Source organism: Roseivivax jejudonensis, from assembly GCF_900172265.1.
GTDB lineage: Bacteria > Pseudomonadota > Alphaproteobacteria > Rhodobacterales > Rhodobacteraceae > Roseivivax > Roseivivax jejudonensis.
The window spans coordinates 16,430-28,665 of the sequence record NZ_FWFK01000006.1 but is presented as its reverse complement, the minus strand read 5'-3'; the positions used below and the strand labels follow the sequence as shown (position 1 = coordinate 28,665).

Sequence of the window (12,236 nt, the reverse complement as noted above, 5' to 3'; positions counted from 1 at the left end):
CCGGGTCTCAGCCTGTCCCGGCGCGCTCGTGCTCCGGCCACGTGGCGAGGCATTCGGCCAGCCGCGCGAGCCCGGTTTCGAGGTTCGTGCCCTCGCCGCCGCCAACGCCCAGCCGGATGTGGCCGGGCTGGCCGTAGGCCGCGCCGGGCAACAGGAACGTCTTCCACGGCGGCGCCAACAGGCGGCGGGCGAAGTCCTCTCCGTCGATCCCGTCGGGCAGCCGCGCAAGGCCGATCAGCCCCGCCTGCGGGCGCACCCACGACAGACCCGGCGTCTCCGTCACGAAGGTATCCATCCGGTCGAGCCCGGCGCGCCCCTCGTCGCGGGCGGCCTCCAGCGCGGCGCGGTAGCGGCCGGGCCGCAGCGCCACCTCGGCCACAACCTCTCCGAGGATGTTCATGATCTCGCTCGCGTTCTCGCGCAGGATCACCGCGTCCATCACCAGTTCGGGATCGCGGCAGATCAGCCAGCCGGTCCGCAAGCCCTGCAGCCCCAGCGCCTTCGACACGCTGCCGGTGGTGATGCCCTTGTCGTAGAGCCCGGCGACCGACGGCGCGCGCGGACCGTCCCATTCGAGCCCGGCATAGACCTCGTCGATCACCAGCCATGCGCCGGCGCGGCGGGCGATGTCGACCACCGCGCAGAGCTCGGTCTCGTCCATCACCCGGCCTGTCGGGTTGTTGGGGTTGGACAGGAAGATGACCTTCGTGCCGGGCACCGCCGCGGCCTCGAGCCGGTCGAGCGGCAGGCGCCAGCCGTCGGCCTCGTCGCGGGCCACGGTGACGACCTCGGCCTCCGCCGCGCGGCCCAGCACCTCGGCCTGCGGCCAGCCCGGCACCTCGGTCACCAGCCGGTCGCCCGGCGACAGAAGCTGGCGCAGAACGAGGTAGTTCGCCTCCGCCGCGCCGGCGGTCACCAGCACGTCGTCGTCGGCGCAGACCGTGTCGAGGCCCGCCTGTCGCAGGATGTGTGCGCGCAGCTCCGGCAGGCCGCGGAACGACCGCTGATTCCAGTCGAGCGACAGGTCCGGGTCGAGATCCGGCAGGAAATCCCCCAGCGTCGGCGACGTGGACAGCGAAAAGCCCACGATCGCGTCCGGCTCCTCGGCCACGGTGTCGAGCAAGTAGTCGAAAAGCTTGTGTATCCGCACCTTCATCGGCACTTATCCGTCATGTTGAACCTCGATCTGCTCAAGGGCCGCCCCGCGCGGCTGACCGTCCTCGATTTCGGCCTCTTCCGCGTTCATGCCGGCCCGCGCGACATCGGCATCTGCGGGTTCCTGATCTCCACCGATGCCGGCGAACACGTGCTCGTCGACAGCGGCTTTCCGGCAAAGTATGCCGACGATCCCGCGCGCGCCACCGAGGAGGACGCGCTCGGCAGCTTCGGCGAAGTGCTGTCGATCACGCCGGACAACCTGCCCGCTGCGCAGCTCGCCAAGGCCGGGGTCGCGCCGGACGACATCGACATCTTTGTCATGACCCACACCCATATCGACCATCTCGGCGGGCTGTTCGACTTCGCGCACGCGCCGATGGTGATTTCCGAGACCGAGCGCGCGCTGCCGAGGCCGCTCTACTGGACCGGCGGACAGCCCTGGGACTGGCCCGAGCGCGACTACGTCACCGTGGGCGAGGACGCGACGCTCGGCCCCGGCCTGACGCTCCTGCAGGCACCGGGCCACGCGCCCGGTCAGATCGCGCTCCTGCTCGACCTGCCCGAGACCGGGCCCGTCCTGATCGCGTCCGACGCCATTTCCCGCCCCGAGGAGATCGACGAGCGGTTCGACACCGCGTGGGATCCCGCGCAGGCAATCGCCAGCGCCGACCGGCTCATGCGCATCGCGCGCGAGCGCGACGCCTTCGTGATCTACGGTCACGGGCCCGAGCAATGGGCAGAGCTGCGCAAATCCCCCGAGCATTACGCCTAGCGCACGTCTCGGCCCTGGTTGAGGATGATGACGTTCCCGCTCGAGATGTCGCCGGCGGACGACACGAGGAACCCGACCCAGGCGGCGATCTCGTCGGGCTGCATCGCGCGTCCGTGCGGCATCTGCGCGATGGCGGCCTCCAGCACGTCTTCGCTCACCACGCCGAAGAGCGGCGTTTCGGTCATTGCCGGAGCGATGGAGTTCACCGCGATCTTCTCGCGCGCGTAGCGGCGGGCGAGGTCCTTGGTCAGCGTGTCCATCGCCGCCTTCGAGGCGCGGTAGTGCGGCGGGTCGAAGACATCGAAGTTGTAGGCCCCGTTCGACGAGATGTTGACGATCTTCTTTACGCCCGGCCGCTCCAGCATCCGCGGCACCGCCGCCTGGCAGCAATGGAACGCGGCCGAGAAGTTGAGCCGCATCTGCGCCTCGAACTCGTCCTCGGGGATGTCCGGAAACTCGGACATGAAGCAGGTGCCGGCATTGTTGATCAGGACGTCCGGCCCACCGGTGTCGGCCGCGATGCGGTCGAAGACGGCGCGGATCGCGGCCGCGTCCATCAGGTCGACCGGGCACGGCATCACCGCGTCGCCCAGATCCGCCACCAGCTGCGCCAGCCCGGCCTCGTCGCGGTCGAGCGCCGCCACCCGCAGCCCGTCCGCCACCAGCCGCGCGACGATCGCGCGCCCCATGCCGCCTGCCGCGCCGGTCACCGTCGCGATCCTGTCCATGGCGTGTCCCCCCTTGCCGTGCCAATATCCTCCCAATAGCATGCATTTGCATACGACAAGGGCAACCCGATGAGCGACATTCTCGCCGAGATACGCCTCCCGACCGACGAGCTTCGCGCGGACATCCCGTTCTACACGAAGACGCTGGGGATGCGGCTCGACATGATCTACCCGGCCGACGATCCGGCGGTGGCGGTGTTCTCCGGCCACGGCGTGCGGCTCAGGATCGAGAAGGGCGCGCCCGAGCCGCCAGGGACGCTGCGGCTCCGGATGGACGATCCCGACGGGTTCGCCGAGGGGGCGCGCACGCTCACCGCGCCCAATGGCACCCGGATCGAGATCGACGAGATGCAGCCGCCGATGGTCGTGCCGCAGGCGCTGCATTCGTTCATCGTGCGGCGGCTCGCGGACCAGGCGCCGTGGATCGTCGGCCGCGCGGGGATGCATTACCGCGATCTCATTCCCGACCGGCTCGGCGGGTCGATCATCGCCAGCCACATCCGCATTCCGGACGGCGGCCCGGTGCCCGACATGGTGCACTACCACACCGTTGGGTTTCAGCTGATCTTCTGCTACCGCGGGTGGGTCGATCTCGTCTACGAGGACCAGGGCGAGCCGTTCCGGCTCCATGCCGGGAACTGCGTGATTCAACCGCCGGAGATCCGCCATCGCGTCCTCTACGCCGCCGACAACATCGAAGTGATCGAGATCGGCGTGCCGGCCGAGCACGTCACCACGATCGACCACGAGATGACGCTGCCGAACGGCCCGGCGAATCCCGACCGGCGGTTCCAGGGTCAGCGTTTCGTGCATCACCGCGCCGAGGTGGCCGCGTGGCGGCCCTTCCGCCTGCCGGGCTTTGCGGCGCGCGACACCACGATCGCAGAAAACACCGGCGACGTGGCCGGCGTGATGGTCGCCCGCCGCGGCGAGGGGCCCACGGCCTGGGCGACGCACGACGCCGACATCCTCTTCACCTTCGTGATGGAGGGCACCATGACGCTCGAGGGCGAGGGCCGCGATCCGGTTCCGCTCGCCGCCGGAGACGCCTTCGTGATCCCGCCGGGGATGGCCACGCGCTATGCCGCGCCATCGGACGATATCGAGCTGCTCGAGGTCGCGCTCCCCGGCACGTTCCGGACGGACACGCGATGAGCGGGGGGTATTTCCTCAACCACTCGGTCGGGCTCTATCCCGACAAGGCGCGGGAAATGGCCGAGGTCGCCGCCGCCTTCGCCGAGATCTGGTCGGCGCCCGACGATCGCCACTGGCCGCGGGTGCTGCCCGCGCGGGCCGAGTTCGTCGCGCTCTGGGAGGCGCTGATCGCGGCGCCGCCGGGCAGCGTCACCACCGCCGAATCCGTCACCGCGGCGCTGAGTTCCGTACTAGGTGCTTTGCCCGACGCGCGCCTTTCGGGCCGGCGCGTGCTTGTCGCGGCGGATTGCTTCCCGAGCCTGCACTTCCTGCTCTCGGGCCTCGCCGAGAGGCGCGGCTTCACGCTCGAGACCGTGCCGTTGCGCGCGGGCGAGACATGGGTGCGCGAAGAGGACGTGATCGCCCGGCTGGGCGAGGACGTGGCGATGACTCTCGTGACGCTCGTGACCTCGACCGCCGGCTACCGCGCCGATCTCGACACGCTTTTGCCCGCGATCCGCGCCAGCGGCAGCCTGATCGCGCTCGACCTCACGCAGGGGGTGGGGGTGGTGCCGGTGTCCTGCGAGGCGCTTGCGCCCGACATCGCGGTCTCGACTTCGCTCAAGTGGCTGTGCGGCGCGCCGGGCGCCGGGATCCTGCACGTCGCGCCCGCGCTCCTGCCGGAATGCCGGCCGGAACTGCGCGGCTGGTTCAGCCAGCCCGATCCGTTCTCGTGGGATCTCGACGGCTTCGCCTATGCCGAGGATGCGCGCCGTTTCGATGCGGGCACGCCGGCGCCGCTGCCCGCCATCGCGTCGGTGCCGGGCCTGCGCTGGCAGGCGGCACAGGGCAGCGCCGCGCTCCTCGACCATGCGCAGTCGCTCTGCGACGCGATCCTCGACTGCACACGGCTGGCCCCGGCCACGCCGAAAGATCGCGCGCGGCGCGGCGGCAGCGTGATGTTGCACCTCGGCGATGCCGCTCCCGGGCGCGTGGTGGCCGAGCTGAAGGCCGAAGGGATCTTTGCCGACGCGCGCGGGCCGCTCCTGCGGCTGTCGCCCGGCGCGACGACGGCCATGGACGACGTGGAGCGCGTCCTCGCCGTGCTCGGCCGGATCGCCTGACCTCAGACGGCCGCCGCGATGCCGAGCTGGTCGGCCACCGCGGCCAGCCGCCGGTCGCGCGACCAGAGCGTCGTGCCCGGGGTCAGAAGGCAGGAGGCCACCAGCCCGGCGTCGACATAGCCGATGCCGCGGCTCATCAGCCGGCGCGCCTCGATCATGGCGCGCACTTCGGCCACCGTTGCGAGCGGCAGCGCCGGCAGCCCGTCCAGCAGACCGAGGATCTCGTCCCGCGCGCGCAGGGTGCCGAGCGCCAATTCGGCCACCACGAGCGGGTGGCACGCCACCTCGCCGGCGTCGAGGTGACGCGCGAGGTCGGGGTCGCCGTGCCGCAGATGGTCGATCCAGACCGAGGTATCGGCGAGGATCACGCCTCGTCGCGCCGGCGCGGGGCCACGTCGATGTCGGGTTCGCTGCCGCCGAGCCGCGCCAGCCGCCGGGCGCTTTCGCGCTCGATCAGCGCGCGCAGCGCCTCGCGCAGGAGCGGCCCGCGGTCGTTCATGCCGGTCAGCGCCGTGGCGCGGTCCAGCAGCGTGTCGTCGAGTGTGACGGTGGTGCGCATGAAAACCTCTGCATCATTATGCGCACAATATGATGCGTTCTGAGATGCTGCGCAAGGCCACTCGACCGGGGCATTCGCTTTATGCTTGAAGTTTCAGGCTTGAAGTAAATTCCGCCGCGGGCTACCGTCGCGCATCCCTTCACGGCGACAGGCCGAGCCATGTCCGATCCACGCGATCCCGCCGATGACGGCGCGCAGATGTCCTTCGCCCGCGACATGAGCTACGGCGACTATCTGCAGATCGACCGCATCCTCGATGCGCAGGCCCCGCTGTCCGACGCGCATGACGAGATGCTGTTCGTGATCCAGCACCAGACCAGCGAGCTCTGGATGAAGCTCGCCCTGCACGAACTCGACGCCGCGCGCGCGAGCATCGGGCAGGGCGCGTTCCAGCCCGCCTTCAAGGTGCTGGCCCGGGTGGCGCGCATCTTCGACCAGCTGAACGCGTCGTGGGACGTGCTGCGCACGATGACGCCCTCCGACTACACCACCTTCCGAGAAAGCCTCGGCCGATCCTCGGGCTTCCAGTCGCACCAGTACCGGCTGATCGAGTACGCGCTCGGCAATCGCAACACGCACCTGATGCGCGTGCACGCGCATCGTCCCGATCTTCTCGCCCGGCTCGAGGCGGAGCTGGCGCGGCCCTCGCTCTATCACGTCACGCTCGATGCGCTGGCGGCCGCGACCGGCCGCACCTTCGCGCCGGAGAGCTACCGGCGGCGCGCGCCGCACGTCGCCGACCCCGAGATCGAGGCCGCCTGGCACGTGGTCTATACCGACACGATGCGATACTGGACGCTCTACGAGCTGGCCGAAAAGCTCGTGGATCTCGAGGATTACTTCCGCCGCTGGCGGTTCAACCACGTCACCACCGTCGAACGCGTGATCGGCTTCAAGCGCGGCACCGGCGGAACGAGCGGCGTGAGCTACCTCAGGAAGATGCTCGAGGTCGAGCTCTTTCCCGAACTCTGGAGCGTCCGCGGAGGACTCTGACACATGCCCGACACCATCCGAACCGCCCCGTCCGTTACCCGCAAGGACCTGTTCCACCTGCCCGACGGGGTGATCTATCTCGACGGCAACTCGCTCGGGCCGCTGCCGAAATCGGTGACGGCGCGGACGCAGGCGATGATGACCGACGAATGGGGGGAGATGCTGATCCGCGGCTGGAACGGCGCCGGGTGGTTCGCCCAGCCCGGGCGCCTCGGCGACCGGATCGGCCGCCTGATCGGCGCGCCCGAGGGCACCGTCATGGTCGGCGACACGCTGTCCATCAAGGTCTACCAGGCGCTTGCCGCGGCGCTGGCGCTGCGGCCCGATCGCCGGGTGGTGCTGTCGGACAGCGGCAACTTTCCGACCGATCTCTACATGGCGCGGGGCCTTCTGGAGTTGCTGGGCGACGATTACGAGCTGCGCGTGGTCGCGCCCGAAGAGGCGGCGGGTGCCATCGGCCCGGACGTCGCGGCGGTGATGCTGACCGAGGTCGACTACCGCACCGGCCGTCGGCACGACATGGCCGGCATCACCCGCGCGGCGCAGGAGGCCGGTGCCGTGATGATCTGGGATCTCGCGCACAGCGCGGGCGCGTTCCCGGTCGACCTCGAAGGTTCCGGCTGCGAGTTCGCGGTGGGCTGCACCTACAAGTACCTCAACGGCGGGCCGGGGGCCCCGGCGTTCATCTACGTGCGGCCCGATCTCGCCGATGTCGCGGCGCCGACGCTGCAGGGCTGGCTGGGCCACGACGCGCCGTTCGCCTTCGACCTCGACTACCGCCCGGCGGGCGGCATCGCGCGGATGCGCGTCGGGACCCCGCCGGTGATCCAGATGACCGCGCTCGAAGAGGCGCTCGGCGTCTGGGATGGCGTCGCGATGACGGAGGTGCGGGCCGCCGCCGTCGCGCTGATGGAGCAGTTCATCGCCGACGTCGAGGCGCGCTGCCCGCAGCTGACGCTGGCGAGCCCGCGCGATCCCGAGGCGCGCGGCAGCCAGGTGTCCTTCCGCTTCGACGAAGGCTACGCCGCGATGCAGGCGCTGATCGAGCGCGGCGTGATCGGCGATTTCCGCGCGCCGGACATCATGCGGTTCGGGTTCACGCCGCTTTACCTCGATGCGGACGACGTGACGGCGGCGGTCGACGTGCTCGAGACCGTGCTGCGCGACGAGCTGTGGCAGGATCCGAAGTATAAGGCGCGTGCCGCGGTCACCTAATCCCCCTGTTTCCCGCCGCGCGATGTGCTAGCTGGTTCCCGCAGCGGACGCACGGGCGCGTCCGCGGATGCCCCCGGATCGGGATCAGGGAGGATCACAATGGCGGCGCTCGTTCGTCTCGCGCGCGGGATCGACTGGATCAACGGCTGGATCGGGCGCGTCGTCGCCTGGCTCGTGCTCGCGGCGGTGCTGGTCTCGGCCGGCAACGCGGTCATCCGCAAGAGCTTCAACATCTCCTCTAACGCCTGGCTCGAGCTGCAATGGTACCTGTTCGGCGCGGTGTTCCTGCTCTGCGCCGCGTGGACGCTGCGGCAGGACGAGCACGTGCGCGTCGACGTTCTGGCCTCGCGGCTGTCGCCGCGGGCGCGGGCGATCGTCGATTTGTCCTGTCACCTGCTGTTCCTGATGCCGTTCGCCGTCCTGATGGTCTGGCTGGCCTGGCCGTTCTTCGTGTCCTCTTATGTCAGCGGCGAGCAGTCCTCCAACGCCGGCGGTCTGATCCGATGGCCTGCGAAGCTGTGGGTCCTGCTGGGCTTCATCTCCTTTGCCGCGCAGGGCGTGTCGGAGATCATCAAGCGGTCCGCGCAGCTGTCGGGTGCGCTGCCGTATCCGACCGCGCCCGACGATGAGCTGCCGCCGGTGGCCCGGGAGGCCCGGTCGTGATCGAGCTCATCGCCCACAATCTCGCCCCGATCATGTTCATCAGCGTGATGGGGCTTCTGCTTCTCGGTTACCCGGTGGCGCTGACGCTCGCCGGGGGCGGGCTCATCTTCTTCGTGATCGGCGTCGGGCTGTCGGACTACTCGAACGAGATCAACCTGTTCTGGCCATTGCTCCGGGCGATGCCGGAACGCGTCTTCGGGATCATGTCCAACGACACGTTGCTGGCGATCCCGTTCTTTACCTTCATGGGTCTGATCCTCGAGCGATCGGGGATGGCGGAGGATCTGCTCGACACGGTCGGCCAGCTCTTCGGGCCGCTGCGCGGGGGCGTGGCCTTCGCGGTGATCCTCGTGGGCGCGCTGCTCGCGGCGACGACGGGAGTCGTCGCGGCCTCGGTGATCGCGATGGGCCTCATCTCGCTGCCGATCATGCAGCGCTACCAATACGACCCGTCGGTGGCGACAGGCACCATCGCCGCCGCGGGAACGCTGGCGCAGATCGTGCCGCCGTCGCTCGTCCTCATCGTGATGGCCGACCAGCTCGGCGTGTCGGTCGGCGACATGTATCTCGGCGCGCTCTATCCGGCGCTGATCGTCATCGGCGTCTACTGTCTCTACATGTTCGCGCTGACGCTGCTGCGGCCGTCGGCCGTGCCCGCGCTGCCGCCCGAGGAGCGCCGTCTCGGGGGCGGGATCTGGTCGCTCCTGGCGATGTTCGCACTGGCGGCCGTTCTCTATGTCGGCTCGGCGCGCCTTCTTTTCGACGGCTACATTCCGGCCACGCGCACCGTGTTCGCGGCAGCCTTCACGGTCATCATCTGCTACGGCATCGCGCTGGCCAACCGCTACATGCGGCTGGGGCTGCTGTCGCGGCTGGCCGAGGAGGTGGTGATCGTGCTGATTCCGCCGCTGGCGCTGATCTTCCTCGTGCTCGGCACGATCTTCCTCGGGATCGCCACGCCGACCGAGGGTGGGGCGATGGGCGCGGTCGGCGCGCTGATCCTCGCGGTCGCGAAGCGGCGGCTCGATCTCAAGACGCTGCGCTCGGCGGTCGAAGCGACGGCCAAGCTGTCGGCTTTCGTGCTGTTCATCCTGATCGGGGCGCGGGTTTTCGGCCTGACGTTCTACGGCGTGAACGGGCAGGTGTGGCTGGAGGAGCTGCTCTTGGGCCTGCCGGGCGGGCAGTTCGGCTTCCTCGTGGTGGTGACCATCGTCATCTTCATCCTCGGCTGCTTCCTCGACTTCTTCGAGATCGCGTTCATCCTCGTGCCGCTGCTCGCGCCGGTGGCCGAAACGTTGGGGATCGACCTGATCTGGTTCGGGGTGATCCTGTCGATGAACCTGCAGACCTCGTTCCTGACCCCGCCATTCGGCTTCGCGTTGTTCTACCTGCGCTCGGTCGCGCCGGGGCAGGACAGGCGTGACACGGTCACAGGCGGCACCCTGCCGGGGATCCGTACGCCGCAGATTTACAAGGGCGTGCTGCCCTATATCGGCATCCAGTTCCTGCTGATCCTGCTGGTGATCTCGGTCCCGAGCCTCGTGACCCACTACCAGGGCGACCGGCAGCCGCCGCCGACCGCGCCGGCGGCGTCGGGCGACAGCGGCGGCACCGGCTTCAACTTCGGCGGCGGATCCTCGGGCGAAGACGGCGATGGCGGATCCTCGGACGGCGGTGCCGGGGGCGGGTTCAACTTCGGTGGCGGCAGCTCCGACGGCGGATCGTCCGGGACGGGCCAGGATTCCGGAGGCGGCTTCAACTTTGGCGGCTCGGGCGGTTCGTCCGGAGAGAACGGGTCGTCCTCGGACCCAGGCACATCGTCCGGCGACGGACCCTCGGACGACGCGCCCGACAGTGGCGGCGCGTCCGGCGCACCGGAGGGCGGGTTCAATTTCGGCGGGGGCGACGACGGCGGCGACGATGAGGCAGAAACATCGGAACCGCAGGAGGGCTCCGGGGGCTTCAACTTCGGAAACTGAGATGTGATCCGAAGGAGAGCCGTATGGCGAATGAGGCGCAAAGGCGCGGGCACGGGCTGCATCCGCGCGCCGAAATGGCCGAGGTCGTCACGCACGAGCGGCCCGAACTCCTCGTACTCTGCGGCATCGCGGGGATCCTTGGCAGCCTCGGTCCGGTGCTCACGATCGTCTGGGCGGCCTCCGTGAACCAGCACGATTTCGTGGCCGACACGATCAGCGACCTGGCGCGCGGGCCGAAGGCGTGGATCATGGACACCGGCTTCTACGTGCACGCGGCGGGCCTGCTCGGGCTGTCGATCGCGGCGGCTCACGCGCACCTGGGGCGCGTCGGCTGGTCGCTCGGCATCTTCTGCCTCGCGCTTCTGGCGCTCAACGTCACGCTTCTGGGGATCTGGGACGAGTTCGGGGCGACGGCCGACAGCGAGGGCCTGTCCGTCCATACCAAGCTGTCGTTCGGCCTCGGGCCGCTGTTTCTCGCCGGGCCGCTGCTGATGTCGCAAGGGGCGCGGGGGATCCGCAACCTCTATGGCAACCTGTTCATCGCCTCGTCAGTGCTTTGGCTGGCCTTTGCCGCGGCGTTCAAGCTGTCGCCGAACGGATATGACGGCCTCTTCGAGAAGGTCGCGGTGGTGTTCACGATGCTCTGGACCGTCCCGCTCGGAATGATGTTCACGGCGCGTGGGCTGGAACGGCGGCATCGCCTGATCGGGTGACGCGCCCGCGTCGAACGCGGGCGCGCGGCGTTCACTCGCCGGTTCCGCCGACCGATCCGGCACCGTCGATCTGCGCGGGCAGCGCGTTGTTCGACTGTTTTTCGTACATGAAGCTCGCGAAGGTCTGCTCGGCCACCTGCTGCCACAGGAAATGCTCGGACTGGAAGCGCATCATGCTGTCGTAGATGTCGGCCCAGCCGTCGACGTTCTGGCGGAAGTCCGAGTAGAGATCGAGCGCCGCGTCGTAGCCGGCGTTCATCACCTCGTCGGGGAACCGGCGCAGCTGCGCGCCGCTGTCCACCAGCTCGCGCAGGGCGGCGGGGTTCTTGTAATCGTACTCGGCCAGCATGTCGGTATTCGCCGCCCGTGCCGCCGTGTCCAGAAGGCTGCGGTATTCCTCGGGCAGCGCCTCGTAGGACTCGCTGTTGCAGAAGACCGAAAGGGTGGCGTTCCCCTCCCACCAGCCGGGATAGTAGTAGTACGGCGCGACCCGCTGGAAGCCGAGCCGGGCGTCGTCGTAGGGGCCGACCCATTCGGTCGCGTCGATCGCCCCGCGTTCGAGCGCGGCATAGACATCGCCGCCGGCGATCTGCTGCGGCACGACGCCGAGCGCCTCCATGATCCGCCCGCCGAGCCCGGCGACGCGCATCTGCAGTCCCTCCATGTCCGACAGCCCGCCGATCTCGTCGCGGAACCAGCCGCCCATCTGCGTGCCGGTGTTGCCGGCCGGCAGATAGTGCAGACCCTGCTCGCGGAAGAAGGCGTTGAGCGCGTCGAGCCCGCCGCCGTAATAGAGCCATGCGTTCATGCCGCGGGCGTTCATGCCGAACGGGATCACCGTGCCGAGCGCCCAGGTGGGCGACTGGCCGACGAAGTAGTAGGCGGCGGTGTGGCACATCTCGACGGTGCCGTTCTGAGCGGCGTTGGCCGCCTGCAGGCCCGGCACGATCTCTCCGGCCGCAAAGACCTGGATGTCGAAATCGCCGGCGGAGGCCTCACGCACGTAGCGCGCGATGTCCTCGGCTCCGCCATAGACGGTGTCGAGACCCTTGGGGAACGACGAGGTGCAGCGCCACTGCACGCTCGGTCCGGATTGCGCGATCGCGGGCGCGGCGAGCGTCAGGGAGCCTGCGCCACCCAGTGCGGCGTTTCGGAAGAATGACCGGCGGTCCATGTCCTTGCCTCATATTGCTATATC

Annotated in this window: 13 protein-coding genes; 8 read left to right on the top strand and 5 right to left on the bottom strand. The window is 69.3% G+C overall.

The genetic code is table 11. The annotated features are described in order from the left end of the window. Positions 1-7 precede the first annotated feature (7 nt). Positions 8-1,156: a pyridoxal phosphate-dependent aminotransferase gene (locus tag ROJ8625_RS15685; protein WP_085792872.1), complete on the bottom strand. Its 1,149-nt coding sequence runs from the start codon at positions 1,154-1,156 to the stop codon at positions 8-10. A gap of 15 nt (positions 1,157-1,171) precedes the next feature. On the opposite strand from ROJ8625_RS15685, the gene ROJ8625_RS15680 reads away from it, so the two are divergent. Beyond that, complete coding sequence (locus ROJ8625_RS15680; RefSeq protein ID WP_085792871.1) at positions 1,172-1,930, top strand: N-acyl homoserine lactonase family protein; 759 nt, start codon at positions 1,172-1,174, stop codon at positions 1,928-1,930. On the opposite strand, the gene ROJ8625_RS15675 is transcribed toward ROJ8625_RS15680, so the two are convergent. Next, positions 1,927-2,658 (bottom strand): SDR family NAD(P)-dependent oxidoreductase, encoded by a 732-nt coding sequence (locus tag ROJ8625_RS15675; RefSeq protein WP_200813324.1) that lies wholly within the window; start codon positions 2,656-2,658, stop codon positions 1,927-1,929. The two genes, ROJ8625_RS15680 and ROJ8625_RS15675, sit on opposite strands and share 4 nt — an antisense overlap. A gap of 69 nt (positions 2,659-2,727) precedes the next feature. On the opposite strand from ROJ8625_RS15675, the gene ROJ8625_RS15670 reads away from it, so the two are divergent. Then, positions 2,728-3,813: a cupin domain-containing protein gene (locus tag ROJ8625_RS15670; protein ID WP_085792869.1), complete on the top strand. Its 1,086-nt coding sequence runs from the start codon at positions 2,728-2,730 to the stop codon at positions 3,811-3,813. Then, the gene (locus ROJ8625_RS15665; RefSeq protein ID WP_085792868.1) at positions 3,810-4,916 is read left to right on the top strand and encodes an aminotransferase class V-fold PLP-dependent enzyme; all 1,107 of its coding nucleotides are present in this window, start codon (positions 3,810-3,812) and stop codon (positions 4,914-4,916) included. Before ROJ8625_RS15670 ends, ROJ8625_RS15665 begins: the two co-directional genes overlap by 4 nt. A 2-nt stretch (positions 4,917-4,918) precedes the next feature. On the opposite strand, the gene ROJ8625_RS15660 is transcribed toward ROJ8625_RS15665, so the two are convergent. Together ROJ8625_RS15660 and ROJ8625_RS15655 are read right to left on the bottom strand one after the other, a co-directional pair. After that, positions 4,919-5,284 (bottom strand): type II toxin-antitoxin system VapC family toxin, encoded by a 366-nt coding sequence (locus ROJ8625_RS15660; protein ID WP_085792867.1) that lies wholly within the window; start codon positions 5,282-5,284, stop codon positions 4,919-4,921. Beyond that, positions 5,281-5,475: a type II toxin-antitoxin system VapB family antitoxin gene (locus ROJ8625_RS15655; protein WP_085792866.1), complete on the bottom strand. Its 195-nt coding sequence runs from the start codon at positions 5,473-5,475 to the stop codon at positions 5,281-5,283. Before ROJ8625_RS15655 ends, ROJ8625_RS15660 begins: the two co-directional genes overlap by 4 nt. 159 nt (positions 5,476-5,634) lie before the next feature. Between ROJ8625_RS15655 and ROJ8625_RS15650 the strand changes: the two genes are divergently transcribed. The 5 genes from ROJ8625_RS15650 (at position 5,635) to ROJ8625_RS15630 (ending at position 11,038) form a co-directional block, all read left to right on the top strand. Further along, positions 5,635-6,468: a tryptophan 2,3-dioxygenase gene (locus tag ROJ8625_RS15650; protein ID WP_085792865.1), complete on the top strand. Its 834-nt coding sequence runs from the start codon at positions 5,635-5,637 to the stop codon at positions 6,466-6,468. 3 nt (positions 6,469-6,471) lie between these two features. After that, complete coding sequence (gene kynU, locus ROJ8625_RS15645; RefSeq protein ID WP_085792864.1) at positions 6,472-7,683, top strand: kynureninase; 1,212 nt, start codon at positions 6,472-6,474, stop codon at positions 7,681-7,683. Positions 7,684-7,782: 99 nt separating this feature from the next. Then, the gene (locus tag ROJ8625_RS15640; protein WP_085792863.1) at positions 7,783-8,346 is read left to right on the top strand and encodes a TRAP transporter small permease subunit; all 564 of its coding nucleotides are present in this window, start codon (positions 7,783-7,785) and stop codon (positions 8,344-8,346) included. Then, positions 8,343-10,325, top strand: coding sequence for a TRAP transporter large permease (locus ROJ8625_RS15635; protein WP_085792862.1), 1,983 nt, complete (start codon positions 8,343-8,345; stop codon positions 10,323-10,325). Before ROJ8625_RS15640 ends, ROJ8625_RS15635 begins: the two co-directional genes overlap by 4 nt. 23 nt (positions 10,326-10,348) lie before the next feature. Further along, on the top strand, positions 10,349-11,038 hold the full coding sequence (locus tag ROJ8625_RS15630; protein WP_085792861.1) for a DUF998 domain-containing protein: 690 nt from the start codon (positions 10,349-10,351) through the stop codon (positions 11,036-11,038). Between the two features lie 31 nt (positions 11,039-11,069). Here the strand turns inward: ROJ8625_RS15630 and ROJ8625_RS15625 are convergent, their stop codons facing one another. Next, positions 11,070-12,212 (bottom strand): TRAP transporter substrate-binding protein, encoded by a 1,143-nt coding sequence (locus ROJ8625_RS15625; RefSeq protein WP_085792860.1) that lies wholly within the window; start codon positions 12,210-12,212, stop codon positions 11,070-11,072. Positions 12,213-12,236: the final 24 nt, after the last annotated feature.